Origin of the sequence: Actinomadura kijaniata NBRC 14229, from assembly GCF_001552175.1 — a bacterium.
Lineage (GTDB): Bacteria > Actinomycetota > Actinomycetes > Streptosporangiales > Streptosporangiaceae > Spirillospora > Spirillospora kijaniata.
In genome coordinates this window covers 23,099-48,468 of record NZ_BCQR01000090.1, presented here as the reverse complement: position 1 = coordinate 48,468, position 25,370 = coordinate 23,099, and the positions used below count along the sequence as shown (strand labels likewise).

The following is a 25,370-nucleotide window of genomic DNA, read 5'->3' as shown; positions in this document are numbered from 1 at the left end:
TGCTGCTGGGCGGCTGGGCCGGCCTGCTGGTGGGGGCGCTGTGGGGCGCGGGCGGCACGACGCTGTGGCTGCACCGCACCGACGCCGCGCGGTCGTGGGCGCGCGGGGCGCTGGGCGAGCGCCGCACCGCCCGGCTGCTGCGGCCGCTGGAACGGGCCGGGTTCGCGGTGCTGCACGACCGGGCCCTGCCGCGCGGCCGCGCCAACCTGGACCATCTGGTGATCACCCCGGCCGGGACCGTGGTGCTGGTGGACTCCAAGAACTGGGCGCGCGGCCGCCGGTTGTGCCGCACCGGACGCACGGTGCAGCCCGCGCGGTACGAGGCGCGCCGGGTCCGCGAGGAGCTGGCGCGGGCGCTGGGCGGGCCGGTGGAGGTGCGGGCGGTGCTGGCCGTGCACGGCGGCGACCTGCCGCTGCTGCGGCGGGTGGCGGTCAACGGGGTGCCGCTGCTGCGCGCCCGCCAGGTCCGCCGCTGGATCGTCCGGCACTGCCCGGCCGCCGACCCGGCGCGCGCCGAACGGGTCCGGCGGGAGTGCGAGCGCCTGTTCCCGCCCTACCGGGAGCCGCCCCGCGCCGCCTGACGCAGGTGCCGGGCGGTGATCGAGGTGGGGTGGTCGAGCAGCGCGGCCGGGGTGCCGGTGAAGACGACCTCGCCGCCGTGCCTGCCGCCGCCGGGCCCCAGGTCGACGATCCAGTCGGCGTGGGCCGCCACGGCCGGGTCGTGTTCGATGACGATGACGGTGTTGCCGGCGTCGACCAGGCGGTCCAACAGTGCCAGCAGGGTGTCGGTGTCGGCCCGGTGCAGGCCGGTGGTCGGCTCGTCCAGCACGTGGACCGCGCCGGTACGGCGCAGGTGCCCGGCCAGTTTCAGGCGCTGGCGTTCACCACCCGACAGGGTCGACAGCGGCTGCCCGAGGGTGAGGTAGGGCAGGCCCACCTCGACGACCGGCCGCAGCCGCCGGGTGATCCTCGGTTCGATGAAGAAGTCGGCGGCCTGCCGCACGGTCAGGGCGAGCACGTCGACGATCGACAGGCCGCGCAGGGTGTGGTCGCGGACCTCGGGCCGGTAGCGGGTGCCGTGGCAGTCGGGGCAGACGGTGGTGACCGGATCCATGTAGGCCAGGTCGGTGAAGATGACGCCGTTGCCGTCGCAGCCGGGGCAGGCTCCCTTGGAGTTGAAGCTGAACAGGCCGATGTCGGCGCCGGTCGCCTCGGCGAACAGCCTGCGGATGGCGTCCATGACGCCCAGGTGGGTGGCGGGGCTGGACCGCCGGGAGGCCGCGATCGGCGACTGGTCCACCACGGTCGTCCCGGGGTGGCGGGCGACCAGCTCCCGCGTGACCAGGGTGCTCTTGCCCGATCCGGCCACCCCGGTGACGGCGGTGAGCACGCCGGTGGGGAACCGCACGGTGACGTTCTTGAGGTTGTGCCGGTCGGCTCCGGCGACGGTGAGCCAGCCGGTCGGCTCGCGCGGGACGGCCTTGGGCCGGACGCCGCGGCGCAGGCACCGGCCGGTGGGGGTGTCGGCGCGGCGCAGGTCGGCGACGGTGCCCTGGAAGACGATCCGGCCGCCGTCCGCTCCCGCGCCGGGGCCCATGTCGACCACGTGGTCGGCGATGGCGATGACGTCGGGGTCGTGCTCGACCACCAGCACGGTGTTGCCCTTGTCGCGCAGCTGGACCAGCAGGTCGTTCAGGCGGCCGACGTCGCTCGGGTGCATGCCGACGCTGGGTTCGTCGAAGACGTAGGTCAGGCCGGTCAGGCCGGAGCCCAGGTGCCGCACCACCTTCAGGCGCTGGGCCTCGCCGCCGGAGACGGTGGCGGTCGCGCGGTCCAGGCTCAGGTAGCCCAGGCCGATCGCCTCCAGGCGGCGCAGGCGGGTGACGGCGGCCGCGGCGACGGGCGCGCCGACCGGGTCGGTGACCTCCTCCAGCGCGGCGATCAGGTCGGGGATCTCCATGCGGCTCAGGTCGGCGATGGTGCGGCCGTTGATCCGGCTGGCCAGGGCCGTCCGGTTGAGGCGGGCGCCCTCGCACAGCGGGCAGGTCCGGGCGCCGGTGACCCGCCGGGTGGCGTCGCGGAGCCTGGCGGGCAGCGCGTCCGGGTCGCGTTTGAGGTAGAGGCGCTCGATGCGTTCGACCACGCCCTCGTAGGCGTTGTGCCCCACCGAGCCGGTGCGGTTGAGGCGGGGGACGCGAAAGCCCTTGCCGTGCAGCAGCAGCTCCATCTCCTGCTCGCTGAACGCGCGCAGCGGCTTGTCGGGGTCGAACAGGCCGGACTCGGCGTACAGCTGCCACGCGAAGGTGCCGACCGCGAACGGCTCGAAGCGGATCGCGCCCTGGTTGAGGGTTCTGTCCCGGTCCAGGAGCCGGTCGGGGACGACACGGACGACGCGTCCCAGACCGTCGCATTCGGGGCACATGCCGCGCGGGTCGTTGAACGAGTACCGGGTGGCCTCGCCCGCGCTGGGCTCGCCGCACCGGGAGAACAGCACCCGCAGCACCGAGGCGATGTCGGTGGCGGTGCCGACGGTGGAGCGGGCGTTGCCGCCGATCGGCCGCTGGTCGACCACCACGGCCGGGGCCAGTCCCTCGACGGCGTCGACGGCGGGCCGCTCGTAGCGGGGCAGGCGGTTGCGGATGTACCAGGTGAAGGTCTCGTTGAGCTGGCGCTGGGACTCCACGGCGATCGTGTCGAACACCAGCGACGACTTGCCCGAACCCGACACGCCGGTGAACACCGTGATCTGTTCCTTGGGGACGCGCAGGGTCAGGTCCCTCAGGTTGTTCTCACGCGCTCCGGTGATCGTGATGTGGGTGCTGTGGCGGGTCATGGCGGTGACGCTAGGCGGCCATCAGGTCAGCTTCCGGCCTGATTGGCCGGGATACTGGGGCGGGTGAGCACCGACACCTCGGCGCGGCTGCTGCGGCTGCTGAGCCTGTTGCAGACCCGCCGCGAACGGACCGGACCGGAGCTGAGCGAGCGGCTCGGCGTCAGCGAGCGCACCGTGCGCCGTGACGTGGAACGGCTGCGCGACCTGGGCTATCCGGTGCGCGCCACGCGCGGCGCGATCGGCGGTTACCGGCTGGAGGCCGGGGCCGCGATGCCGCCGCTGCTGCTGGACGACGAGGAGGCGGTCGCCATCGCCGTCGGGCTGCGCGGCGCGGCCCGGGGCGCGGTGACCGGGATCGAGGACAGCGCGCTGCGGGCGCTGGCCAAGCTGGAGCAGGTGCTGCCGGACCGGCTGCGGCGGCGGGTCGCCGCGCTGCACGAGGCGACCGTGGCGCTGGACGGTCCGCCCGCCGGCCCGGCGGCCGATCCGGCGACGCTGACCGCGCTGGCCACCGCCTGCCGGGACCGGGAACGCGTACGGTTCCGCCACCGGGGGAGCGACGGCGCGCACGGCCGCCGCCTGGTCGAGCCGCACCGGCTGGTGACGGCCTCGCGGCGCTGGTACCTGCTGGCCTGGGACTGCGACCGGGAGGACTGGCGGACCTTCCGGGTGGACCGCCTGGACGAGGTGCGTCCCACCGGGGTGCGGGTCGCGCCGCGCGAGCTGCCCGGCGGGGAGGACCCGGCCGGTTTCGTGCGGCGTTCGCTGTCGGGGGCGCGGCCGGCCACGCGCGCGGTGCTGCTGGTGCACGCCCCGGCCGACGAGGTCGCCGAACGGTTCCGGGTGGGCCCGGGGGAGCTGGAGCCCGTCGACGAACGCACCTGCCTGCTGCGCACCGCGGCCGACTCGTTAGAGTGGACGGCGCTGCGGATCGCCTATCTCGACGTCGATTTCGAGGTTCGCGAGCCGCCCGAGCTCGCCGCGTTGGTGCGCCGGATGGGCGCGCGTCTGTCGCGTTCGGCGGGCGGCGGCGGCTCTGAGCTGTGACAATAGGATAACGAGGGTCGAGGAAGAGGCGATGATGTCGTTCGGCCGTTCTGTCCCCCCACCCGACGCTTTGCGCCGGGCACTGCTGCGCGGCGGGCTGGCCGCCGCCGTCACGTTTCCCCTGGCCGTCGGGTGCGCCCGCTCCACCCGGCCCGCCGCCGCCGTGGACCGCGATCCCAACGAGCGGCTCACCCCGGCGCAGGCGTGGCGTCGGCTGACCGATGGCAACCGGCACTGGGCGGAGGGCCGGTTGCTCCATCCCGACCAGAGCGATCGGCGCCGCCGCCAGGTCGCCGCCCGGCAGTCCCCGCTGGCGACGGTTGTGACCTGCATCGACTCGCGGGTGCCGCCCGAGACGGTGTTCGACCAGGGGGTGGGTGACGTGTTCGCGGTGCGGACCGGCGCGCAGACCCTCGACGGGCTGGTGACCGGGTCGGTGGAGTACGGGCCGCTGGAGAACGACACCCCCCTGATCGTGGTGCTGGGTCACCAGCGGTGCGGCGCGGTCGCCGCCGCCGTGGCCGCGTTGAGCGGTGGACACCGACCGCCCGGCGGGCTGGGCGAGATCGTGACGGCGCTGCGTCCGGCGTTCGCCGACGCCCGCCGCCAGGCCGGGCCTCGCGCGGAGACCGCCGCGCTGGTGGAGGCGACCGTCCGTGCGCAGATCCTGCGCACGGTGCAGACGCTGAAAGCCGATCCGGCGCTGGCCGGTCGGCTGCGCTCCGGTGCGCTCGGGCTGGTGGGGGCCTACTACAGCCTCGACACCGGGGTCGTGTCACCGCTCGCGACGCTGGGTGTTTGACCCGCACCTCCTCGGGCAGGGCACTCGACCCAAGCACCCAGGAGGGAAAACCGACGATGAGCAGGATCGAACAGTCGATCGACGTACAGGTGCCGGTCCGCACCGCCTACAACCAGTGGACCCAGTTCGAGAGCTTCCCGGAGTTCATGGAGGGCGTGGACCGCATCGACCAGATCTCCGACACCCGCACGCACTGGGTGACCAGCATCGCCGGGGTCAAGCGGGAGTTCGACGCCGAGATCACCGAGCAGATCCCCGACGAGCGGGTGGCGTGGACCTCCATCGGCGAGCCCCGGCAGGCGGGCGTGGTGACGTTCCACCGGCTCGGTGAGAACCAGACGCGCGTGATGCTGCAGATGGAGTACGAGCCCGAGGGCGTCGCCGAGAAGGCCGCCGACGCGCTCAACGTCGTCGAGCGCCGGGTCAAGGGCGACCTGAAGAAGTTCAAGGAGTTCATCGAGGCGCGCGGCGGTCAGGAGACCGGCGCCTGGCGCGGCGAGGTCGGACAGGACCCCACGTCCTGACGCGCCCCACCGCGTCCCACATGTCCTGCCGCTTCCCGGAACGAACCAGGAGGCGCCCCGGCGGGCGCTCCGGCCATCGGCCGGAGCGCCCGTCCGGCTGTTCGGGGAGGGAATGACCCCTTTCGCCGCGGTGTGACTCGTGCTACACACGGGTGATTCACGAGCTTCCCGAGCGGCGGAGGACCCCCATGACCGTGACACGTCGGCAGGTGCTGGCCACATCCGGGGCGCTGGGCGCGGCCGGAATCGCCTTCACCGGGGCGGTGGAGGAGCTGTTCGGCGGCAGCGAGCCCGCCGCGCGGGCCGCCGCCGCGGTCGGCGGCACCGACGGGTACGGGCCGCTGGTCCCCGATCCCAAGGGGATCCTGGACCTGCCGCGCGGCTTCCGCTACACGATCCTGTCGCGCGAGGGCAGGCCGTTGCGGTCCGGGCAGGGCAAGGTGCCCGGCAACCACGACGGCATGACCGCCCTGCCGGGCCGTGGTCGCGACGAGCTGTGGCTGGTGCGCAACCACGAGAACCGGCCCAACGCCCGCAACCCGGTGCCCGTCGTCAAGGGCATCACCTACGACCCGGCGGCCAAGGGCGGCTGCACCACGATCGGGCTCTCCGGCGGGAAGGTGCGCACCGAACGGGTCGCCATCGCCGGGACCGCCGTCAACTGCGCGGGCGGCCCCACCCCGTGGGGTACGTGGCTGACGTGCGAGGAGGACGAGTCCAAGGCCGGGACCAACGGCTACTCCAAGGACCACGGGTTCATCTTCGAGGTGGACCCCTACCGGGGGCGCACCGACGCCAAGCCGTTCACCGCGATGGGGCGCTTCCAGCACGAGGCCGTCGCCGTCGACCCGCACAGCGGGATCGTGTACGAGACCGAGGACGCGTTCGCCCATCCATTCGGGCTGTTCTACCGGTTCCTGCCGCGCAGGCCCAAGGGCGGGTTCGGCAGCCTGCACGCGGGCGGGCGGCTGGAGGCGCTGCGGGTGCCGGGCGTGCCCGACCTGTCGGTGGTGCAGCAGGCCGGGACCAGCTTCGACAAGGTCGAGTGGGTGAAGGTCCCCGACCCGCTGGCCAAGCAGACCCCGATCCGGTTGCAGGACTTCGGCAGGGGCGGCATCACCCACGCCCAGAAGCTGGAGGGCTGCTACTGGGGCGGTGACCGGGTCTACTTCGTCTCCAGCTACGCGCGGTCGCGGGAGGGTTCCGGGGCCGACCACTTCGGGCAGGTGTGGTCCTATGAGCCGCGCCGCAACCGCCTGACGCTGGTCATCGTGTTCGGCCGCGGAACCGATGTGAACAAGCCGGGCGAATCACCCGACAACATCTGCCTGGCCCCGCAGGGCGGGCTGATGGTGTGCGAGGACGGCGGCGGCGAGCAGTTCGTGTACGGCGTGACGCGCAAGCGCCGGGTGTACCCGATGGCCCGCAACCGGCAGAACATCGGCACCCCGCAGGCTCCCGAGTACGGCGAGTTCGCGGGGGTGACGTTCTCCCCGGACGGCCGCACGATGTTCGTCAACGTCTACGACCCGGGGACCACCTTCGCCATCACCGGTCCCTGGCACCGGGGTACGGGCCTGTAGCCAGCTCGTCCAGCAGCGCGGCGACGGCGGGCGGCCGGGGCCCGGCGGGGACCACGGCGGCGATGCGGCGGTGGCCCAGCTCGGGGGCGTCGGCGCGCACCACGCCCGCCTCGCGGTGCAGCGCGAACGCCAGGCCGGGCAGGGCGGTGACGGCCAGCCCCCGGGAGACCAGGCACTGCACGGCCACGTGGTCGTCGGTGGCGAACGCGATGCGGGGGGTGAACCCGGCCTCGGCGCAGGCGTGCAGCAGGTGGCCGCGGCAGCGTTCGCAGCCCGAGACCCAGGGGTCGTCGGCCAGGTCGGCCAGCCGCAGCCGCCCCTTCCCGGCCAGGGGGTGGCCGGCGGGCAGCGCCAGGTGGATGGGGTCCTCGTGCAGCGGGATCTCGCGCAGGCGGGTGTCGGTGTCGGGCGGGGAGTGCGGGTAGGCGAACACCACCGCCAGGTCGGCCTCGCCCGCGCGCAGCAGGGCCAGGGCCTGGGGCGGCTCGGCCTCGGTGAGGGTGACGGCGACGCCGGGGGCGCGCTCGCGCAGCCGGGCCAGGGCGTCGGGCAGCAGGGCCGCGGCGGCGGTGGGGAACACCGCCGCGCGCACGCGTCCGGCGCGCAGCCCGGCGATGGCGGCGATGCGCTCCTCCACGTCGGCGGTGCGGGCCAGCACGTCCTCGATGTGGTCGACCAGGATGCGCCCGGCCTCGGTGAGCCGCACGCCGCGCCCGTGCCGCACCACCAGCGGCGTTCCCACCTCGGCCTCCAGGCGCGCGATGTGGTGGGAGACGGCGGGCTGGGTGAACGACAGGGCGCGGGCGGCGGCGGTCATCGAGCCGAGCCGGGCGACCTCGCGCAGCACGCGGGCGCGGTGCAGGTCCAGCATGGACGCAAGGTATCAATCAGATTTTGGGGTGAGCCAGAAAATCTCACTTTGCCCTATGGCTGTGGTGAGGCGGATCATCGGAGTATGAGCATTTCGACCAGGATTTCCCTCAGTGAGGCCCGGCGGGAGTTCGCCGCCGAGGTCGCCTATCTCGACACCGCCGCCTACGGGCTGCCGCCGCGCGCCGCGCACCGGGCCATGCTGGAGGCCGAGCGGGCACGTGCCGCCGGGACGTTGGACCTGGCGGCGATGGACGAGGCGGTGCGGCGCTCGCGCGCGGCGTTCGCGCGGCTGGCGGGGGTGCCCGCCGAGCGGGTGGCGGTCGGACCGCAGGTGTCGTACTTCGTCGGGCTGGTCGCGGCGTCGCTGCCCGCCGGGGCGACGGTGCTGGTGGCCGAGGAGGACTTCACCTCGGTGCTGTTCCCGTTCCTGGCGCGGCCGGAGCTGACGGTGCGGTCGGTGCCGCTGGAGCGGATCGCCGAGGCGGTGGACGAGCGGGTCGATCTGGTGGCGGTGTCGGCGGTGCAGTCGGCCGACGGCCGGATCGCGCCGCTGGCGGAGCTGGCCGAGGCGGCGCGGGCGTGCGGGGCGCGGATCCTGCTGGACGCCACGCAGGCCGCGGGCTGGCTGCCGTTGCCCATGGACCGGGTGGACCTGGTGGTGTGCGGCGGCTACAAGTGGCTGCTCGGGCCGCGCGGCACCGCGTTCCTGACCGGAAGCCGCGAGGCGCTGGCGCAGCTTCCGCCGGTCGGGGCGGGCTGGTACGCCGGGGCCGAGGTGTGGGACTCCCTGTACGGCCCTCCGCTGCGGCTGGCGGACGACGCGCGCCGTCTGGACCTGTCCCCGGCCTGGTCGAGCTGGGTGGGGCAGGCCCCGGCGCTGGAGTGGCTGGAGCGGGTGGGGGTCGAGGCGATCCACACCCACGACGTGGCGCTGGCCAACCGTTTCCGGGCGGGGCTGGGGCTGCCTCCGGGGGACTCGGCGATCGTGTCGGTCCCGGTGGTCGACGGCACGGCCGAGGCGCTGCGCGCCCACGGGGTGGTGGCCGCGCTGCGGGCCGGACGGCTGCGGTGCGCGTTCCACGTCTCCACCGATGAGGAGGACGTGGACAGGGCGGTCGCCGCGCTGGCGGGCCGGGTGGTGCGCCGGGAGCCGGCGCGGGGAGCCCGCGGATGAGGACGGCCGGGTGGCGGGGAGGAGGCCGGCCGAGCTCGGTCCTGGCATAATCCGCTGATCTTCGATGAAAGGGGATGCGATGACGTTGGCACAGGTGGCGGCGTTCGCGGGGGTGATGCTGCTCGGCGCGCTGGCGCCGGGGCCCGACTTCGCGGTGGTGGTGCGGCAGGCGGCCACCGGCGGGCGGCGGGCCGGGATGGCGGCCGCCGCCGGGATCGCGGTCGGGGTGTTCGTGTGGGCGGCCACGGCCGCGCTGGGGGTGGCGGCGCTGCTGGCGGCGTCGGCGACCGCCTACACCGTCGTGAAGGTCGCGGGCGCGGTGTACCTGCTGTACCTGGGGGTGCGGTCGTTGCTGGCGGCGCGCCGGGGCGGCGGCGCGGAGCCCGCGACCGAGGGCGGGCGCCGGGCGTCGGCGTGGGCCGGGTTCCGGCAGGGGCTGCTGACCAACGTCCTCAACCCCAAGGCGGCGGCGTTCTTCGTGGCGCTGATGCCGCAGTTCCTGGGCGACGACCCGCGGGTGGGCGGGACGCTGGTGCTGTCGGTGGTGGCGACGCTGGTGGCGGGAGCCTGGTTCCTGGTGGTGGCCAACGTGGTGGGCGCGTTGCGGCGGGTGTTCTCGCGCGAGGGGGTGCGGCGGGCCATCGACGGGGTGACCGGCGCGGCGCTGATCGGGCTGGGCGTGCGGATGGCGGCCGACTGACCCGAACGTCGCTCTAGTGCGGGTGGGCGCGGCGGGCTACGGTGCGTTCATGGCGGAGATCCACGGCACGTGTGACGAACGGTTCGGCGCGGTGCGCGAGGTCCTGGCGGCGTCGCTGGACCGCGACGACGTGGGGGCCTCGGCGGCGGTCTACCTGGACGGCGAGCCGGTGGTGGACCTGTGGGGCGGCCACGCCGACGAGCAGCGGACGCGGCCGTGGGAACGCGACACGATCGTCAACTGCTGGTCCACCACCAAGACGATGACGGCGCTGTGCGCGCTGGTGCTGGCCGACCGGGGCGAACTGGACCTGTTCGCCCCGGTCGCGCGGTACTGGCCGGAGTTCGCGGCGGCGGGCAAGGACCGGGTGGAGGTACGGCACCTGCTGTCGCACACCGCCGGGCTGCCGGCCTGGGAGGCCGAGCCGATGGCCACCGAGGACCTGTACGACTGGGAGAAGGCGACCTCGGTGCTGGCGCGGCAGGCGCCGGCGTGGGAGCCGGGGACGGCGGCGGGCTACCACGCCTTCACCCAGGGGTACCTGGTGGGCGAGGTGATCCGGCGGGTGACCGGGACGACGGTGGGGCGGTTCTTCGCCGAGCAGGTCGCCGGTCCGCTGGGCGCCGACTTCCACATCGGGCTGGCCCCCGAGCACGACCACCGCGTGTCGCCGATCATTCCGGCGCCGGTTCCGGCGGAGGGGCCGGAGCGGGAGGCGATGCGGGAGGCGGCCCGGTTCTTCGCCAACCCCCCGTTCTCGGCCGCGACCGCCAACACCGCCGCGTGGCGGCGCGCGGAGGTCCCGGCGGCGGGCGGTCACGGCAACGCGCGTGCGGTGGCGGCGGTGCAGTCGGTGCTGGCCAACGGGGGCGAGGCGCGGGGCGTGCGGCTGCTGTCGCCCGCCGGGTGCGAGGCGGTGTTGCAGGAGCAGTTCCACGGCAAGGACCGTTTCCTGGGCGTGGCGATGCGCTACGGCATGGGCTACGGGCTGCGCAGCGACGAGGTGCCGATCTCGCCGAACCCGCGCGCGTGTTTCTGGGGCGGGTGGGGCGGCTCGCTGGTGGTGGTCGACCTGGACGCGCGCCTGTGCGTGGCGTATGTGATGAACCGGATGCTCGGCGGCACGCTGGGCGACACCCGGGGCGTCGGCATCGTGATGGCCGCCTACGCGTCGTTGGGGGCCTGAGACCGGGGTGGGTGTCGACTGGGTGTGGATGCGCCCGCGTCCGGGCGTGGACCGGGCGGCACTGGAGGCGGCGGTCGCGGCGCAGGCAGCCTGGTACCGGGAGCGCGGGGCGGTGGATCCGGAGGAGTTCGGTCATCTGCCGGTGCCGGTGGCTCCGCGGGGCGCGCCCGAGCTGGACGACCTGGTGGAGGCGTGCGGGCGGGACGCCTACCGGGTGCAGGTGCTGGTGCTCAACCAGGCGTTTCCCCCGGAGTGGCGGTCGGCGGACCACCGCAGTCACCTGCCCGACGAGCTGGCGGTGCGGGTGCGGCGGTGGCGTCGGCATCGCGAGGAGGTCGCGGCGGGCGGGCACCGGGAGTTCCTGCGGGCCTGGCACGACCACCGCGCGGCGCGGGAGACGGCGCGGGCGTGGGCGCGGCTGCGGGAGCTGGCGGAGGCGGCCGGGGAGCGCACCAACAACTGGGCGCGGCGCCCGGAGCTGGTCGAGCTGCGCGAACGGATCCTGGCGGCGACGCCGCCGGGGGTGCCGGCCGCTCCGCGTTGGGGCGCGGTCCCTTCGGATGGGCCAGGTGAGGACCGGACGCCGTTCGTGGCGATGGTGCGGGAGTGGAACCGGCGGGTGCCGGGCGGGCAGAAGGTGCGGGTGCTCCTTCCCGCGCCGTTGGAACAGGAGCTGGCCGAGGCGGTGGGCTGCGACTGGCTGGCGGAGTTCCTGGACTGGGCGCAGCGGGCCGCCGACGAGGGCCGCGGCCTGCTGCTGTGCTGAAGGGGCGTGGCGGGGGTCAGGTCTCGGGCAGCCGGTAGATGCGGACCCAGTCGACCTCCATGGTGACCTTGGCCGGGGTGGTGCGGTCGCGGCAGAAGCGGGGGCCGCGGTCGCAAATTTGGTCCATCTGCAGGGCCAGGCCCATGCGGGTGCGCGGGTGCTGGGGCAGCAGGCGGCCGGTGTAGTGCCACACCTTGCGGCCGTCGATCCAGTAGGTGAGGCTGCCGGGCTTCCAGTCCAGGGCGACGGTGCGCCATCGGGTGAAGTCGGCGCGGACGGTGCGGCCGGTCTCGTCGCCGTCGGGGCCCTGGTGGACGAACAGGCCGGTGGTCCTGCGGGTGGGGTCGATGACCTCGGCGAAGTTGATCTCGGCCTTCTCGGGGTCGCCGAAGCGTTCGGGCCACAGCAGCGCCACGGCCGAGTAGCCCTTGCCGGGGTCGGCGCGCATGCGGACCTCCCAGCGGCCGTAGCGCTGGTTGAGGCGGGAGGCGACGCCGCCGGACAGGTCCTTGCCGCCGTACAGGGCGCCGGTGAGGCGGAGCGTGCCGTCGGCGACGCGGGTGGCGTCGTCGGTGCGGGGGTTCACGCGGGCGTCGGGGGTGTCGTAGACGACCCATTTGGCGGGGTCTGGGCGGGTGCCGTCGAAGTCCTCGGTGACGACGGGGGCTCCCCATCCGGCGGGGGCGGGCGGTTTGCCGGGCGGGCGGCGCGGGGCGGGGGTGCTGTCACCGGTGTCGTGGCGGGTGTTGTCGCGGGTGTTGTGGCGTTTCATGACGGCCTGGAGGTCGGGGTGGCCGTCGGTGCCGTCGGCGTCGGCCAGGGAGGGGCAGGCCCAGCGGGGCTGGCGGCTCCAGGAGTAGCTGACGTCGAAGGCGGGGGCGGGGACCAGGTTCCTCCAGCGGTCCAGGATGGCCTGGAGCTGGGCGGCGGTGGGCAGCCGCCAGGCCCGGCCCCCGGTGCCGGCGCCGGTGACGCACTGCTGGCCGAAGGTCTGGTAGACGGGGACGATCTTCTCGCGGGCGAATCCGGCCCTGGCGGCCTGGCCGACCATGCGGTCGATGACCTCCAGGTCGCATCTCCCGGCGGTGGTACGGCACGGGTAGGGGTCCAGGCCGATCAGGTCCAGGCCGGTGTCGGCGGCGCGCGGCGGGGCGGCGTTCCAGTCGGTGAGGGAGGCGAACGCGCGGTGTCCGGGGGCGTGGCGGTGGACGATCGCGGCGCGTTCGCGGATCCGGGCGGTGATGCCGGGGCAGCGCTTGGGGTCGGGTTCGTCGGCCAGGTACCAGCCGTAGACGCGCGGGTGCCGGGCGAACCGCTTGACGGTGGCGGTGAAGTCGCGGGTGGCGTCGGCGGAGGGTTCGCACGGGGTGCCGCCGGTCCACAGCAGCGCCTGGGCTCCCTTGGGGAGGGTGTCCAGGGCCTTGGCGTCGGGGGCCAGGTCGAACAGGTCGTAGCCGAGGGCCGCGGCCTTGGCGTGGTCGGCGGCGGGCAGGTTGAGGGCCAGGTGGCGGGTGGCGCGTGCGGGCGTGCCGCCGGGCGAGGGCGTGGCGGTCGGGGCACGTGGCGGGGTGGCGGTGGGGCGCGGGGCCGCGTCGCCGGGGCCGGGGGTGAGGACGAGGCCGGTGGCCGTTCCGGCGGCGGCCGCGGCGAGGGCGACCGAGGCGATCCCTGCGGTGAGGCGTGGTCTCATGCGCGTCTCCCGACTGCGCGTGCGGGAAGCGAGGGCTGCGCGCATTCTGACGCGTTTCGCGGAGGCGGGCGAGCCTTTCGCCCGGACGGTGATGGGACGCGGGGTCAGCCGGTGACGGCGGGGTCCTTGGCGACGGCCTGCCAGCGGTGCGTCCACCGGTCGCGCACCTGGGCGAACGCGGCCGGGTCGAGGTCGTGGACGCTGACGGTGACGGCGCAGTCGGCGGGGCCGGAGTCGGTGAGCGGACGGTCGGCCGACACCACGACCAGGTCGTCGTCGGTGTCGACGAACACGCTCTGGAAGCGGCTGCGGTGGCGGACGTCGACGGCGTCGACCAGGTCCAGCACGTCGCCCGGCGCGGCCGAGCCGGTCAGGCGCAGCGTGCGGCGAGAGCCGGTGGGATGGCATTCCAGCAGGAAGCGCAGTTGCTGGAGGAAGGAGCGCCAGTCCTCGCGGACGGCGTGGTGGGCGTCGTCGCCGCCGGTGGGCCGCTGCCGGGTGCGCACCCGGACCAGGGTGCCGGTCGGGCGCGGCTCCAGCTCCAGGAGCCGGCCGTCCTCCCAGGCGATGCGGTCGGGCGGGGTGCGGGTGGCCCGTTCGGTGAAGATGAGGTGGATCTCCCGTTCCAGGCCCGGGTGGTCCCAGCCGAACCAGTGGCGGATGAGCGCCGGATCGGTGAGCGCCCGCCAGACCTCGGCGCGGGGCGCGGCGATGAGGGTCTTGACGGCGAAGGGCCGCTGCTCGGGCGGCTGCTCGGCCCGCCGCTCGGGCCGCTGGTCAGGTTGTGGGGACATGGTCGTCGCCTTCCTGCGCGGGAGGCCCCTTGGATCGTCATCGTCCAAAGAGGGCCGGCGATCGTCAACGGGAAACGACCACGAACGGAAAACGGCTGGCGGGCGCCGGGCCTCCCCTCCATGATGGCGGGCGGTCGTTTCCCGTCCCGTGAGGAGTCGTGACAGGTGTCCACCCTGTGGCAGCACGAGATCGCCGAGTCCGAGCACCGCGTTCTCAACCCGTTCACCGACGACAAGCTGCGACTGCTGGGCGAGGTCGCGCGGATCGCGCCGGGGGCGCGGATCCTGGACCTGGCGTGCGGCAAGGGCGAGATGCTGTGCCGCTGGGCGGCCGAGCGCGGCGCGCACGGCGTCGGGGTGGATCTCAGCGAGGTGTTCCTGTCGGACGCCCGTGCCCGCGCCGAGGAGTTGCGGGTGGCCGAACGGGTGCGTTTCGTGCACGGGGACGCCGGGGCCTACCGGGCCGAGCCTGGGGCGTTCGACGTGGTCTGCTGCATCGGCGCGACCTGGATCGGCGGGGGCCTGGCCGGGACGCTGGAGGTGATGCGTCCCGCGCTGGCCCCCGGCGGGTTGCTGCTGGTGGGCGAGGTGTTCTGGAACGAGACGCCGCCGCCCGCGGCGTATGCGGCGCTGGGTTGCAAGCCCGACGAGTTCGCCGACCTGGCGGGCACGCTGGACCGGTTCGAGGCGGCCGGGGTCGAGCTGGTGGAGATGGTGCTCGCCGACACCGGCGACTGGGACCGGTATGTGGCCTCGCAGTGGTGGACGGTCCACCAGTGGTTGAAGGCCCATCCCGGGGATCCGCGCGCCGGGGAGATGCGGGCGTTCGCCGACCGGGCGCGGCGTTCCCATCTGGCTTATGGACGCCGTTACCTGGGGTGGGGCGTGTTCGTGCTGCGCGGTGAGCCCGCCTGAGTCAGGTGACCGGAACGGGGGTCAGGCGCGGCAGGACCTGTTCGCCGACGCGGTAGGCCTCCTCCAGGTGGGGCCAACCGGACAGGATGAACTCCTCCATGCCCACGGCGGCGTACTGGCGGATGAGGTCGGCGACCTCGTCGTGGGAGCCGACCAGGGCGGTCCCGGCGCCCTCGCGGACCAGGCCCGCGCCCGCCCACAGACCGGGGTGGATCTCCAGGTCGCGGAGGGAGCCGCCGTGCAGGTCGACCATGCGGCGCTGGCCGACCGAGTCGAAGCGGGCGAAGCGCTGCTGGGCGGCGGCGATGCGGGCGGGGTCCATCCCCTTGAGCAGCCGTTCGGCCTCCGCCCACGCCTGCTCGCCGGTGTCGCGGGTGATGACGTGCAGGCGGATGCCGAAGCGCAGGGGGCGGCCGTGCCGGGCGGCCAGGGCGCGCAGGCGGGCGACGCGCTCGGCGATGGCGGCCGGAGGTTCGCCCCACATCAGCGCCACGTCGGCGTGGCGGGCGGCGACGCGTTCGGCGGCCGGGGACGCGCCGCCGAAGTACAGGTCGGGGATCTGCTCCAGCGGGGTGGCCAGGCCGCCGCCCTCGAGGCGGTAGTGGTCGCCGTGGTGGTCGAACGGGACGCCGCTCCAGGTGCGGCGCAGCACGTGCAGGAACTCGTCGGTGCGGGCGTAGCGGGCGTCGTGGTCGAGGAAGTCGCCGTAGGCGCGCTGTTCGACGGGGTCGCCGCCGGTGACGACGTTGAGCAGCAGGCGTCCGCCGGTGACGTCCTGGAACGCCTGGGCCTGCTGGGCGAGCAGGGTGGGCAGCGCGAAGCCGGGCCGGAACGCCACCAGCAGTTTCAGGCGCTCGGTGTGCTGGGCGACCGCGCCGCACACGATCCAGGGGTCGGGGCAGCCGGCGCCGACGGGGGTGAGGGCGGCCTGGAAGCCGGAGTCCTCGGCGGCGCGGGCGACCTGGGTGAGGTAGCCGACGGTGGCGGGGCGGTCGGCGGCGCGGCGGGCGTCGGTGGTGGTGATGGCGGTGCGGACCTGGTGGCCGTCGCCGGTGGTGGGCAGGAACCAGTGGAAGCGCATGGAGGCGGGTCTTTTCTGCCGGTGACTCGGGCTGGTGGGTCAGGCTGGTGGGTCAGGCGGCGGCCCGGCGGACGGCGGCGGCGATCGTCTCGCGCAGGGCCGGGTGGGCGGGGTCGGTGCGGGGGTCGGGGGCGTGGGGCAGGTCGGAGGGGTGGTCCAGCAGCAGGCGGCCGGGGCGGCGGCTGAGCACCAGCACGCGGGTGCCCAGGTACACGGCCTCGTCGACGCTGTGGGTGACGAACAGCACGGTGGTGCCGGTGGTCTGCCAGATGCGGCGGATCTCTTCCTGGAGGCGTTCGCGGGTGAGGGCGTCCAGGGCGGCGAACGGCTCGTCCATCAGCAGGATCGCCGGGCCGGGCGCCAGGGCCCGGGCGATGGCGGCGCGTTGCTGCATGCCGCCGGACAGTTCGTGGGGACGGTGGTCGGCGGCGTCGGTGAGGCCGACGGCATTCAGCAGCTCGGCGGCGCGTTCGCGGCGGCGGTCCCGGGGGACGCCGGTGGCGCGCAGGCCGAACTCGACGTTGCCGCGCACGCTCAGCCAGGGGAACAGGCGCGGTTGCTGGAAGACCACGCCGCGGTCGGGTCCGGGGCCGGTGACGGGCCGTCCCGTGACCTCGACGGCGCCGCCGGTGGGGGTGAGGAACCCGGCGACCAGGCGCAGCAGGGTGGACTTGCCGCAGCCGGAGGGGCCGACGACGGTGACGAACGCGCCCGGTGGGATCTCGGCGTCGATGCCGTCGAGGGCCTGGGTGCGGGTACGGCGGCGGCCGTAGGACAGGGAGACCTCGCGCAGGGCGACGGCGGCGTCGTGCGAGGCCGGTGCGGCTGGTTCGGTCGGCGCGGTCAGTTCGGGCGGTGCGGGCTCAGCCGGGGAAGGCATCGTGCAGCTCCTTGGTGGCCAGGCCCTGCTGGAAGACGGTCAGGTCCGGCACCGACGGGATCTTCTTCTGCCCGTGCAGGAAGCGGGCGGCGTTGTGCAGGTCGTCGGCGAGCCTGCCGGGTTTGCCGGGGGTGCCCAGGTAGTCGGGGCCCGCCTGCTGCCCGGCGTCGAGCAGGACGAGCTGGCCGATCTGGCGGGCGGCCTCGGCGGGCGGCAGGTTGAGCTGGCGGCCGACGGCGGCGGCCGCGGCGTTCCTGTCCGAGCGCACGAGTTTGACGGCGCGGTCCTGCTGGGTGAGCCAGGCGCGCAGGGCCTTGGGGTACTTGTCGGCGAACGCGGTGCGCACCACGGCCAGGTCGGCGGTGACCTTGCCCTTGGCGGCGAGCTGCTTACTGGTGACCAGGGTCTTTCCGGTCTTGCGCAGTTCGCCGAGGACGGGGGTCCAGGTGTAGGCGGCGTCGATGTCGCCGCGGGTCCAGGCGGCCTGGATGTCCGGGGGCTCCAGGTCGACCAGGGTGACGTCGCCCTCGGTCAGGCCCGCCTCGCCGAGGGCGGCCAGCAGGCTGTAGTGGGCGGTGGAGGAGAACGAGGTGGCGATCTTCCTGCCCTTCAGCGCCCCGACGGTGGTGGCGGTGCGGGCGACCAGGGCCTCGTTCTCGCCGATCACGTCGAAGATCCAGGGGATCCTGTAGCGGATGTTCAGCGGTGCCGACAGGCCGCGGGTCACGGGGCTGGACCCGGCCAGGCCGATGTCGATGCTCCCGGCGACCATGGCGGTGTTGACGTCGCCGCCGGACTCGAACCGCGACCAGGTGACGCGGGTGTGGGGCAGGGCCTGCTCCAGCCACCGCAGGTCCTTGACGATCAGGTCGCCGTTGGGGATGGCCTGGTAGCCGATGCGCAGCGTCCTGGGGGTGCCGTCGGGGTTGGGCGGGGCGTCGGCCTGGGCGGCGCCGGCGCCGGTGCCCGAGGCGCAGCCGGACAGGGTCAGGGTCGCGGCGGCCGCCAGGGCGGCGAGGGCGGGCAGGAGGCGGTGTCTCACGGGGGTGTTCCTCTCAGGTGCGGCCGCGCCAGGGGGCCAGGCGGCGTTCGGCCAGTTGCAGGGCGGCGTCGATGAGCAGTCCGGAGACGCCGATGACCAGCAGGCCCAGCACGACCAAGTCGGTCTGGTTGTAGCGCTGGGCGTCGCGGATCATGCCGCCGATGCCGGGCACGCCGTTGACGGTCTCGGCGGCCACGACGGTGGTGTAGGCGACGCCGACGGCGACCCGCACGCCCGTCATGACCTCCGGCAGCGCCGAGGGCAGCACGATGCGCAGCGGGATCTGCCAGCCGCGGGCGCCCAGGGAGCGGGCGGCGTTGAGGTAGTCGGCGTGGACGCCGCGCACGGCCTCGGCGGTGGCGACCGCGACCGGCGGCAGCGCGGCGATCAGCAGCAGCGTGGTCTTGGGGAGCTCGTCGATGCCGAACCAGATGATCAGCAGGCTGAAGTAGGCCAGCGGCGGCAGCGTGCGCACGAACGTGACCAGCGGGCTCAGCAGGGCGCGGACGGTGGGCACCAGGCCGATCAGCAGGCCGAGCGCGACGCCGCCGGTGATCCCGTACAGGCTGCCCAGCAGGATGCGGCGCAGGCTGGCGGCCAGGTGCTCGTGCAGCAGGTGCCCGGCGTAGCCGCGCTGCCCGTCGTGGACGGTGGAGGTGGCGATCAGCTGGTGCCAGACGGCTCCGGGGGAGGGGACGAACACCGGGGGCCAGAGGCGGCTGGCGGCCACCGCCCACCAGAGGGCGAGCAGGACCAGCACGCCCGCCACGGGCAGCGCCGTCCGCAGGGCGAGGGCACGGACCACGGCGGCGACCCCTTTCCCATTAAGCATACCTGTCAGATAGGAAAAGACTGTAATGCGCTGATCGTCTTCACGCAAAGGCGGGCCCCGCCGACCGGCTCCCGATGGATCGGCGGGCAAGGGCCTGGACCCGTTGCGGGACGAGCGTGGCGGGCCGGGCGCCGGGAGGGGAACGTCATGGCCCGCGCCATCCCGCCGGGTGGCTCGACGGCATCCGCCGGGACGGCCTCCAGGGGTGGGCGGCCGTCCCGGCGGGCGGGCGGTCAGAGCGGGCGGTCAGAGCGGGCGGTCAGAGCGGGCGGTCAGAGCGGGCGGTCAGAGCGGGCGGTCAGAGCGGGCGGTCAGAGCGGGAGGGTCAGGACAGACCGCACAGGCGCAGCAGGGCGCAGGTCGCGGCGGCGGCGATCACGACGACGGGGAACGGGGCGCGGCGCAGCACCAGGACGGCGGCGACCAGCACCCCGGCGGGGCGTGCCCAGCCCGCCGGGCCGTCGCCCTGGGTGAGGGCGGCGGTGGCGGCCAGGGTGACCAGCAGGACGGTGGCGGCGTCGGTGAGCAGGTCCCGCAGGCGTTCGGGCAGGCGCAGCCGGCCCTGGAACAGGGGGCCGGCCAGGCGCAGGGCGTAGGTTCCGGCGGCCAGGGCGACGATGGCCAGGACGGGCATCAGCGGACCTCCTGCGGGGCGGACTGGATGTCGGACTCGGAGGCGGGTTCGGTAGCAGAACCGTCGCCGGGGGCGGGGCGGCGCAGGGTGAACACCAGGCCGGCCAGGGCGAGCAGGACCGGCAGTCCGGCGGGCAGCAGCGGGGTGGCGGCCACGGCGACCAGCGCGCCGGTCAGGGCGGCGGCGCGCAGCCGTCCCCGGCCCGGGCCGGTGAGGGCGGGCAGCACCAGGGCCAGCAGCACGGCGGGGAAGGCGGCGTCCAGGCCGAGGGCGTCGGTGTCGCCGATGACGCGGCCGGCCAGGGCCCCGACCAGGACCGCCAGGTTCCAGACCACGAACAGTCCCACGGCGCTGATCCAGAACGCGGCGCGGCGGCGGTGCGGGTCGCGGTGGCGCAGGGTGAAGGCGACGGACTCGTCGGTCACCAGGTGCGCGCCGAGCAGGCGGGCCCAGCGGCGGCGGCGCGGGGTGCCGTGGTCCAGCACGTCGGCGACGGCGAAGCCGAACACCAGCAGGCGGGCGTTGAGGATGAGCCCGGCGGCGACGGCGGCGAGCGCGCCGCCCCCGGCCAGCACCACGCCGACGGCGGCGAACTGCGAGCCGCCCGCGAACACCAGCAGGGACATGACGATCGGCACCCAGAGGGGCAGTCCCCCGGCGACGGCGATCGCGCCGAAGGAGGCGCCGACCAGGGCATCGGCCAGGCAGACCAGGGCGATGTCGCGGAGCGTGCCGCGATCCAGTGTTCGCCAGAGTGAACGCATGTCCATTACAGTGAACCCCAGAGGCGTTGTTCGTCAAATCGAACGGCTGATAGCGCAGAACGAACACGGGAGCGGTGCATGGGACCGGGGCCGGAGGAGCTGGGCACGCTGATCGCGATGGCGCTGCGGCGGGAACGCGAGCGCGCGGGGCTGTCGCTGACCGAGCTGGCCAAGCGCGCGGGGGTCGCCAAGTCGACGCTGTCGAAGCTGGAGTCGGGCTCCGGCAACCCGAGCGTGGAGGTGCTGTGGGCGCTGGCGACCGCGCTGGGGGTGACGTTCAGCCGCCTGGTGGACCCGCCGCGTCCCACGGTGCGGGTGGTGCGGGCCGGTGAGGGCCCGGTCACCCACGCCGAGCAGGCCGGGTACGCCGCGACGCTGCTGGCGTCCTGCCCGCCGGGGGCACGGCGCGACCTGTACCGGATCGTGGCGTGGCCGGGGCCGCCGCGGGTGTCGGAGCCGCACATCCCCGGCACGCTGGAGCACGTGGTGCTGGCCGCCGGGCGGGCGCTGGTGGGCCCGGCCGACGACCCGGTGGAGATGGGGCCCGGCGACTACGTGGCCTATCCGGGCGACGCCCGGCACGTGTTCGAGGCGTTGGAGCCCGACACCAGCGCGATGCTGGTGATGGAGCACGTGTAGGGCGGCCAGGTGCCGCCGGGTCTTCCTCGGGTGATCAGCGGGGCGCCTCGCTTCCGGGTGGCCAGCTGATCAGGGCGTGGCCCCAGGTCATGCCCGCTCCGAACCCGGCCAGCAGCACCAGTTCGCCGGGGGCGATGCCGCGGGTGCGCACGGCCCGGTCCAGGGCGTAGGGGAGGCTGGCGGCGCCGATGTTGCCGACGTCGCTTCCGGCGATCACCAGCTGGTCGGGGTCCAGGCCGCAGCGGTCGGCCAGGGCCGCGACCAGTTTGGGGTTGGGCTGGTGCGGGACCACCAGGGCCAGGTCGGCGGGCTTGACCCCGCCCGCCTGGCAGCCCTCGTCGACCAGGCGGGGCAGGGTGGCGGTGATGAACTCGCGGACGGCGCGGCCGTCCATGTGGATGGTGTGGCCGGCTGTGGCCAGGGTGTCGGGGGTGGCGGGCAGGCGGCTGCCGCCCGCGGGGATCAGCACGTCGCCGGCGCGGGTGCCGTCGGAGCCCAGGGTCAGCGACAGCACGCCGTAGGGGGCCGGGACGGGCCCGACGACGGCGGCGGCCGCGCCGTCGCCGAACAGCGCGGCGGTGGCGCGGTCGCGGTGGTTGAGGAAGCGGGAGTAGACCTCCACGCCGATCACCAGCGCGTAGGGCGCGGCGCCGCGCTGGGTGGCCAGCCAGCCGACGGCGGCCTGGAGGCCGTAGACGAAGCCGCTGCACGCGGCGGCGACGTCGAACGCGGCGGCGCCGGTCGCGCCGAGCAGCGCCTGCACGCGGCAGGCGGTGGAGGGGCCGAGTTCGTCGGGGGTCGAGGTGCCCAGCACGATCAGGCCGAGGTCGGCAGGGCGCAGTCCGGCGGCCTCCAGGGCGCGGCGCGCGGCGACGGCGGCCAGGTCGGAGGCGGCCTGTGCGTCGCCCGCGACATGGCGGGTGCGGATGCCGGTGCGTTCCTCGATCCAGTCGGCGGGCAGGCCCAGGGACTCCGACAGCTCGCTGCTGGGGACGCGGCGTTCGGGCAGGAACGCGCCGGTGCCGCGGATCGCCCAGCGCTGGGCGGGCGCGGGAGGGGCCGGGGGTGCGGCGGCCGGTTGCGGACCGGTCGGTTCGGTGCGGGGTGGCCGGGGGTAGGACGGCTGCGGAGGAGTGACGGGCCGCTCGGACCGCGGGCGGCGGGCGTCCGGACGTTGGTTCATGGGCGCTCCCCGGTCCGGCCGCTGGTGACCGGACCCTGTGTGGCCGATCGGTCCGCCGGGTCCCCCGGGACGGGACCACTGATGGTTGTCAGACCGATCTCATGAGTGAATAATCCCAGTTTGTAACTTTTGTTCCATAACTACAGACCAAACGGCGTTTATCCCTTCGGAGACGTGGGTCTTCCGTTGAGGTAAGGGGTGTCCGCGTGTCGTCGTCGGCTGACTGGATGGGACGGCTCAGGCCCGATGCGGTGTGCGCGCTGCTGTTCCCGGGCACCGGGTCGGCGGGCGCGCCGGACCTGGTGACGTTGGCGGCGCGGGGGCCGGGACCGGCGCGGGTGGTCGGTGACGTGGTGGACGCGGTGCAGGAGGCGCTGCCGCGGGAGCGGTGGCCCTCGCTGCGGCGGATCCTGCTGGAGGACCCCGACGCCTACCGGGAGGCGGCGCGGCTGCCGGGGGTGGCGCAGCTGGCGGCCTACACCGCCTCGGTGGCGGTGGACCGGGTGTTGCGGGCGGCGGGGGTGATGCCGCGGTTCGCGGTCGGGCAGAGCTTCGGGGAGATCGCGGCGCTGGTGTGCGCCGGGGCGTTTTCGGTCACCGACGGCGCGCGCATGGCGGCCGACCTGGTGGGGGTGCTGGCGCGGCGCGGCGGGGGCGGCGGCATGGGGCTGCTGGAGGCCGACGAGGCGGCCACCCTCAAGTGCATCGCGCGCGCCGAGGCCGAGGGGGCGGGCGCGGGCCGGGTGGTGGTGGCGTGCCTGAACGCGCCGTCGGCGACGGTGGTCAGCGGCCCGGACGCCGAGCTGGACCGGGTGCTGGCGGTGGCGCGGGAGTCGGGGGTGCGCGCGGCGCGGCTGGCGGTGCCCTACCTGTCGCACCATCCGGCGATGGCCGGGGCCGACGACGAGTGGTACGCGATGATCCGCCCGATGCGGCAGCGGCCGCTGGAGGTGGCGGTGCACTCGCCGGTGCGGGGCCGCGCCTATGGCGACGACGACGACCTGCACCGGGCGCTGGCCGACTGCATCGTCAAGCCGGTGCGGTTGCCGGCGACGCTGCGCGCGGTGCACCGGGCGGGCGCGACGGTGTTCGTCGAGGGCGGCGCGGGCGGCGCGTTGTGCCAGTGCGCGCGGATGACGGTGCGGGACGTGGCGACGGTGACGCCGCTGCGGGACCGGCGGCGGACCGCTCCGCCCGGCGGGGCGACGGCCGCGCCGCCCCCGCTCGCCGGACGGGACGCCGCATCCGAGGTCGGCAAGGCCTCGCCGGAGGTGAGCAAGGCCTCGCCGGAGGTGACGGCGCCCGACGAGGAGTCCTCCGACGTCCCCTCCTGAGGGGCGCGTCGCGCGGCGTGCCCGGCGGCGGCCCGTTGAGGGTTTTGTTGACGACCGCGACCCCCCGAGACTGACGGGAGCATCCCATGGACGCCGAGGCGCACGCCGAGATGCGCGTTGACACCGACCGCCTGCGCCGGCTGGTGCACGGTCCGGCGCTGGAGCCCAAGGTCGCGGCCTGGCTGGCCGAGGCGGTCCCCGAGGAGTTCTGCGTCCTGCCCGACGGGCTGACCCCGCGCGAGCGGCAGGAGCTGACCTACCGGCGGCTGGCGCGGGCGGGCCGGGCCGCGCCCGCCGCGCCGGAGCTGCTGGAGGATCCGGGGGTGCTGTGCGCGCTGCTGGAGCGCGCGGCGATCGCCGATCCGGCGTTGTTCCACGTGATGCTGCTGCACTACACGCTGGCGCTGGGGCCGATCCTGGCGTTCGGGGACGAGCGGGCCGGGCCGCGCGCCGAGCGCGCGGAGCTGGAGTCGATGGCGGCGTTCGGGACGCTGCTGATGACCGAGGTGGGCCGCAGCAACAGCCATCTGTCGCCGCGCACCCTGGCCCGCTTCGACGCCGCGACCGGTGAGTTCGTGCTGATCAGCCCGGACGCGGCGGCGGCGAAGTTCCCCACCAACACCGCGCACCCGGCCGTCGCCAAGACCGCCGCGGTGTACGCCACGCTGGAGCACGACGGGGCCGAGCGCGGGGTGTTCGTGTTCGTGGCGCGGCTGCGCGACGCCGAGGGGAACGTGCCGCCGGGCGTGCGGATCACGGAGGCTCCCGACTCCTCGGGCCTGCCGGTGGACTACGCGGCGGTGCGGCTGGAGGGGCTGCGGGTGCCCTACGAGGCGTGGTTGCGCGACGGGGCCTCCATCGACGCCGACGGGGTGCTGCGTGATCCGGCGGGCGGGGCGGCGCAGCGTCTGACGCGGTCGATGGGGATCGCGCCGCCGGTGTGGCGGGCGGTGGTGTCGGCGTCGGCGGCGATCACGCGGGCGGCGGCGGGGACGCTGTGGGCGCACTCGGCGGGCCGGACGACGCTGGGGCGGCTGGCACCCCGCCGTCCGCTGACCGACTACCGCAACCAGCAGGAGGCGGTGCTGGGGGCGGTGGCGGCGGCGTACGCGCTGACGGTGGTGGCCTCCCACGTCAAGGGCCACCGTCCCGCCGCGCCCGCGGGCGGCGAGAGCGAGGAAAGCGGCGCGGGCACGGGGACGGCGTGGGCGCCGTGGTCGGCGGTGGACCGGGACCTGGCGTTGCTGAAGGCGGCGGCGACGGCGCTGGCGCAGGAGACGGTGGCGCGGTGCCGGGTGCACAGCGGCGCGCCGGGGTTCGCCGCCACCGACCGGCTCAACGCCTACCGGGGGCTGGCGCACGCCTACCTGAGCGCGGGCGGCGACAACGCGCTGGTGCTGTTCGACACCGCGCGGGCGATGGCGGACCTGGACCACTACCGGATGCCGCCCGAGGTCGCGGTGCCACAGGGCGACTTCCCCGACGAGGAGCTGGTGGAGCCGCGGATGTGGCTGGCGATGGCCGGGGCGGTCGAGCGGCGGCTGCGGGAGCGGCTGGCCGAGCGGGTGGCGACGGCGCGGGCGGGCGGCGCCGAGCCGTTCACCGCCTGGAACGACAACCTGGCGCTGGCGTCGCGGACGGCCACGGCGCTGGGCGACCGGATGATGCTGACGATCCTGGCCGAGGCGCTGGGCGAGGGCCCGGCGGTGCTGCGGACGCTGGCGGGCCTGCACGCGCTGGAGTGGATGGAGCGCCGCGCCGACGTCCTGCTCAACGAGGGCGTGGCCGGTGCGGGGCTGCTGGACCGGGTGTGGCGGGCGCGCCGGCGGGTGTGCGACGCGCTGGCTCCGCACGCGGCGGAGCTGGTGGCGGCGTTCGACCTGCCCGAGGCGTTCGGCGCCCCGGCGGCGTGGGTCGCCGGGGAGTGAGGCGTCCGCTATGACATGCCCGCCATGACATGCCCGGTATGACATGTTCCGTATGACACGCCGTGCGGAAGTCACCGGATCGGGTGGGGGAACCGGCGCGAAGTGACTACCGTTCTCGTTACAGACCGTGTGGGCGGCAGGCGTCCGCGCGGAGCCGATACGGAGG

Annotated in this window: 24 protein-coding genes; 13 read left to right on the top strand and 11 right to left on the bottom strand. The window is 75.0% G+C overall.

The genetic code is table 11. From position 1 onward, the window contains the following. On the top strand, window positions 1-581 hold a 581-nt coding region (locus tag AKI01S_RS52910), incomplete at its 5' end, for a nuclease-related domain-containing protein (RefSeq protein WP_067823815.1). On the opposite strand, the gene AKI01S_RS26790 is transcribed toward AKI01S_RS52910, so the two are convergent. Continuing rightward, a complete protein-coding gene (locus tag AKI01S_RS26790; protein ID WP_067823812.1) occupies window positions 554-2,833 on the bottom strand; it encodes an ATP-binding cassette domain-containing protein in 2,280 nt (759 codons plus the stop codon). The genes AKI01S_RS52910 and AKI01S_RS26790 overlap by 28 nt on opposite strands. A 63-nt stretch (window positions 2,834-2,896) precedes the next feature. Between AKI01S_RS26790 and AKI01S_RS26785 the strand changes: the two genes are divergently transcribed. The 4 genes from AKI01S_RS26785 (at window position 2,897) to AKI01S_RS26770 (ending at window position 6,789) form a co-directional block, all read left to right on the top strand. Then, complete coding sequence (locus tag AKI01S_RS26785; protein WP_084000291.1) at window positions 2,897-3,880, top strand: helix-turn-helix transcriptional regulator; 984 nt, start codon at window positions 2,897-2,899, stop codon at window positions 3,878-3,880. A gap of 31 nt (window positions 3,881-3,911) precedes the next feature. Continuing rightward, complete coding sequence (locus AKI01S_RS26780) at window positions 3,912-4,682, top strand: carbonic anhydrase (RefSeq protein ID WP_218009813.1); 771 nt, start codon at window positions 3,912-3,914, stop codon at window positions 4,680-4,682. A gap of 56 nt (window positions 4,683-4,738) precedes the next feature. Beyond that, complete coding sequence (locus AKI01S_RS26775; protein ID WP_067823806.1) at window positions 4,739-5,206, top strand: SRPBCC family protein; 468 nt, start codon at window positions 4,739-4,741, stop codon at window positions 5,204-5,206. A gap of 188 nt (window positions 5,207-5,394) precedes the next feature. Then, the gene (locus AKI01S_RS26770) at window positions 5,395-6,789 is read left to right on the top strand and encodes an alkaline phosphatase PhoX (protein WP_067823803.1); all 1,395 of its coding nucleotides are present in this window, start codon (window positions 5,395-5,397) and stop codon (window positions 6,787-6,789) included. Here AKI01S_RS26770 and AKI01S_RS26765 read toward each other — a convergent pair. Beyond that, window positions 6,755-7,660 carry a LysR family transcriptional regulator gene (locus tag AKI01S_RS26765; protein WP_067823801.1) on the bottom strand — a complete coding sequence of 302 codons (906 nt, stop codon included), beginning with the start codon at window positions 7,658-7,660 and terminating at the stop codon, window positions 6,755-6,757. The two genes, AKI01S_RS26770 and AKI01S_RS26765, sit on opposite strands and share 35 nt — an antisense overlap. A gap of 84 nt (window positions 7,661-7,744) precedes the next feature. On the opposite strand from AKI01S_RS26765, the gene AKI01S_RS26760 reads away from it, so the two are divergent. From AKI01S_RS26760 to AKI01S_RS26745, 4 genes are all read left to right on the top strand, one after another. Next, window positions 7,745-8,836 carry an aminotransferase class V-fold PLP-dependent enzyme gene (locus AKI01S_RS26760; protein WP_067823796.1) on the top strand — a complete coding sequence of 364 codons (1,092 nt, stop codon included), beginning with the start codon at window positions 7,745-7,747 and terminating at the stop codon, window positions 8,834-8,836. A gap of 79 nt (window positions 8,837-8,915) precedes the next feature. Beyond that, complete coding sequence (locus tag AKI01S_RS26755; RefSeq protein WP_067823792.1) at window positions 8,916-9,536, top strand: LysE family translocator; 621 nt, start codon at window positions 8,916-8,918, stop codon at window positions 9,534-9,536. Window positions 9,537-9,585: 49 nt separating this feature from the next. After that, entirely contained in the window at window positions 9,586-10,722 is a 1,137-nt protein-coding gene (locus tag AKI01S_RS26750; RefSeq protein ID WP_067823856.1) for a serine hydrolase domain-containing protein, read from the top strand. Window positions 10,723-10,750: 28 nt separating this feature from the next. Continuing rightward, entirely contained in the window at window positions 10,751-11,488 is a 738-nt protein-coding gene (locus AKI01S_RS26745) for a hypothetical protein (RefSeq protein WP_157420166.1), read from the top strand. 16 nt (window positions 11,489-11,504) lie between these two features. Here AKI01S_RS26745 and AKI01S_RS54355 read toward each other — a convergent pair whose 3' ends face one another. Next, window positions 11,505-13,178: a glycoside hydrolase family 16 protein gene (locus AKI01S_RS54355; RefSeq protein WP_067823786.1), complete on the bottom strand. Its 1,674-nt coding sequence runs from the start codon at window positions 13,176-13,178 to the stop codon at window positions 11,505-11,507. A 104-nt stretch (window positions 13,179-13,282) separates the two neighbouring features. Continuing rightward, window positions 13,283-13,972 (bottom strand): SRPBCC family protein, encoded by a 690-nt coding sequence (locus AKI01S_RS50875; protein WP_157420165.1) that lies wholly within the window; start codon window positions 13,970-13,972, stop codon window positions 13,283-13,285. A gap of 165 nt (window positions 13,973-14,137) precedes the next feature. Between AKI01S_RS50875 and AKI01S_RS26730 the strand changes: the two genes are divergently transcribed. Further along, window positions 14,138-14,887, top strand: a complete 750-nt coding sequence (locus AKI01S_RS26730; protein ID WP_067823783.1) for an SAM-dependent methyltransferase — start codon at window positions 14,138-14,140, stop codon at window positions 14,885-14,887. 1 nt (window position 14,888) lies between these two features. On the opposite strand, the gene AKI01S_RS26725 is transcribed toward AKI01S_RS26730, so the two are convergent. The 6 genes from AKI01S_RS26725 to AKI01S_RS26700 all read right to left on the bottom strand — a co-directional run bounded on the left by AKI01S_RS26725 (window position 14,889) and on the right by AKI01S_RS26700 (window position 20,120). Next, window positions 14,889-15,968, bottom strand: a complete 1,080-nt coding sequence (locus tag AKI01S_RS26725) for an LLM class flavin-dependent oxidoreductase (RefSeq protein ID WP_067823780.1) — start codon at window positions 15,966-15,968, stop codon at window positions 14,889-14,891. 52 nt (window positions 15,969-16,020) lie between these two features. Continuing rightward, window positions 16,021-16,848 carry an ABC transporter ATP-binding protein gene (locus AKI01S_RS26720; protein WP_067823777.1) on the bottom strand — a complete coding sequence of 276 codons (828 nt, stop codon included), beginning with the start codon at window positions 16,846-16,848 and terminating at the stop codon, window positions 16,021-16,023. Beyond that, the gene (locus AKI01S_RS26715) at window positions 16,832-17,890 is read right to left on the bottom strand and encodes a taurine ABC transporter substrate-binding protein (RefSeq protein WP_067823774.1); all 1,059 of its coding nucleotides are present in this window, start codon (window positions 17,888-17,890) and stop codon (window positions 16,832-16,834) included. Before AKI01S_RS26715 ends, AKI01S_RS26720 begins: the two co-directional genes overlap by 17 nt. Before the next feature lie 13 nt (window positions 17,891-17,903). Then, a complete protein-coding gene (locus AKI01S_RS26710; RefSeq protein ID WP_245681791.1) occupies window positions 17,904-18,695 on the bottom strand; it encodes an ABC transporter permease in 792 nt (263 codons plus the stop codon). Between the two features lie 352 nt (window positions 18,696-19,047). Further along, window positions 19,048-19,356, bottom strand: coding sequence for an AzlD domain-containing protein (locus AKI01S_RS26705; RefSeq protein ID WP_067823769.1), 309 nt, complete (start codon window positions 19,354-19,356; stop codon window positions 19,048-19,050). Beyond that, entirely contained in the window at window positions 19,356-20,120 is a 765-nt protein-coding gene (locus tag AKI01S_RS26700) for an AzlC family ABC transporter permease (RefSeq protein WP_067823848.1), read from the bottom strand. The genes AKI01S_RS26705 and AKI01S_RS26700 overlap by 1 nt, the downstream gene beginning before the upstream one ends. A 78-nt stretch (window positions 20,121-20,198) precedes the next feature. Between AKI01S_RS26700 and AKI01S_RS26695 the strand changes: the two genes are divergently transcribed. Beyond that, window positions 20,199-20,759 carry a helix-turn-helix domain-containing protein gene (locus AKI01S_RS26695; RefSeq protein ID WP_067823766.1) on the top strand — a complete coding sequence of 187 codons (561 nt, stop codon included), beginning with the start codon at window positions 20,199-20,201 and terminating at the stop codon, window positions 20,757-20,759. Between the two features lie 34 nt (window positions 20,760-20,793). Here AKI01S_RS26695 and AKI01S_RS26690 read toward each other — a convergent pair whose 3' ends face one another. Further along, a complete protein-coding gene (locus AKI01S_RS26690) occupies window positions 20,794-21,942 on the bottom strand; it encodes a 3-oxoacyl-ACP synthase III family protein (RefSeq protein ID WP_084000289.1) in 1,149 nt (382 codons plus the stop codon). A gap of 227 nt (window positions 21,943-22,169) precedes the next feature. Between AKI01S_RS26690 and AKI01S_RS26685 the strand changes: the two genes are divergently transcribed. Then, complete coding sequence (locus AKI01S_RS26685) at window positions 22,170-23,276, top strand: ACP S-malonyltransferase (RefSeq protein ID WP_084000288.1); 1,107 nt, start codon at window positions 22,170-22,172, stop codon at window positions 23,274-23,276. An 86-nt stretch (window positions 23,277-23,362) separates the two neighbouring features. Next, entirely contained in the window at window positions 23,363-25,204 is a 1,842-nt protein-coding gene (locus AKI01S_RS54350; RefSeq protein ID WP_281186145.1) for an acyl-CoA dehydrogenase, read from the top strand. The last annotated feature ends 166 nt before the right edge of the window (window positions 25,205-25,370 follow it).

What these genes read in the sequence shown, in the direction of transcription:
- AKI01S_RS26770 (WP_067823803.1), top strand. Translation starts at nt 5,395, where the DNA reads ATGACCGTGACACGTCGGCAGGTGCTGGCCACATCCGGGGCGCTGGGC.
- AKI01S_RS26695 (WP_067823766.1), top strand. Translation starts at nt 20,199, where the DNA reads ATGGGACCGGGGCCGGAGGAGCTGGGCACGCTGATCGCGATGGCGCTG.
- AKI01S_RS54355 (WP_067823786.1), bottom strand. Translation starts at nt 13,178, where the DNA reads ATGAGACCACGCCTCACCGCAGGGATCGCCTCGGTCGCCCTCGCCGCG.
- AKI01S_RS26750 (WP_067823856.1), top strand. Translation starts at nt 9,586, where the DNA reads ATGGCGGAGATCCACGGCACGTGTGACGAACGGTTCGGCGCGGTGCGC.
- AKI01S_RS26780 (WP_218009813.1), top strand. Translation starts at nt 3,912, where the DNA reads ATGATGTCGTTCGGCCGTTCTGTCCCCCCACCCGACGCTTTGCGCCGG.
- AKI01S_RS26775 (WP_067823806.1), top strand. Translation starts at nt 4,739, where the DNA reads ATGAGCAGGATCGAACAGTCGATCGACGTACAGGTGCCGGTCCGCACC.
- AKI01S_RS26745 (WP_157420166.1), top strand. Translation starts at nt 10,751, where the DNA reads ATGCGCCCGCGTCCGGGCGTGGACCGGGCGGCACTGGAGGCGGCGGTC.
- AKI01S_RS26725 (WP_067823780.1), bottom strand. Translation starts at nt 15,968, where the DNA reads ATGCGCTTCCACTGGTTCCTGCCCACCACCGGCGACGGCCACCAGGTC.
- AKI01S_RS50875 (WP_157420165.1), bottom strand. Translation starts at nt 13,972, where the DNA reads ATGTCCCCACAACCTGACCAGCGGCCCGAGCGGCGGGCCGAGCAGCCG.
- AKI01S_RS26760 (WP_067823796.1), top strand. Translation starts at nt 7,745, where the DNA reads ATGAGCATTTCGACCAGGATTTCCCTCAGTGAGGCCCGGCGGGAGTTC.
- AKI01S_RS26690 (WP_084000289.1), bottom strand. Translation starts at nt 21,942, where the DNA reads ATGAACCAACGTCCGGACGCCCGCCGCCCGCGGTCCGAGCGGCCCGTC.
- AKI01S_RS26765 (WP_067823801.1), bottom strand. Translation starts at nt 7,660, where the DNA reads ATGCTGGACCTGCACCGCGCCCGCGTGCTGCGCGAGGTCGCCCGGCTC.
- AKI01S_RS54350 (WP_281186145.1), top strand. Translation starts at nt 23,363, where the DNA reads ATGGACGCCGAGGCGCACGCCGAGATGCGCGTTGACACCGACCGCCTG.
- AKI01S_RS26705 (WP_067823769.1), bottom strand. Translation starts at nt 19,356, where the DNA reads ATGCCCGTCCTGGCCATCGTCGCCCTGGCCGCCGGAACCTACGCCCTG.
- AKI01S_RS26790 (WP_067823812.1), bottom strand. Translation starts at nt 2,833, where the DNA reads ATGACCCGCCACAGCACCCACATCACGATCACCGGAGCGCGTGAGAAC.
- AKI01S_RS26755 (WP_067823792.1), top strand. Translation starts at nt 8,916, where the DNA reads ATGACGTTGGCACAGGTGGCGGCGTTCGCGGGGGTGATGCTGCTCGGC.
- AKI01S_RS26685 (WP_084000288.1), top strand. Translation starts at nt 22,170, where the DNA reads ATGGGACGGCTCAGGCCCGATGCGGTGTGCGCGCTGCTGTTCCCGGGC.
- AKI01S_RS26720 (WP_067823777.1), bottom strand. Translation starts at nt 16,848, where the DNA reads ATGCCTTCCCCGGCTGAGCCCGCACCGCCCGAACTGACCGCGCCGACC.
- AKI01S_RS26700 (WP_067823848.1), bottom strand. Translation starts at nt 20,120, where the DNA reads ATGCGTTCACTCTGGCGAACACTGGATCGCGGCACGCTCCGCGACATC.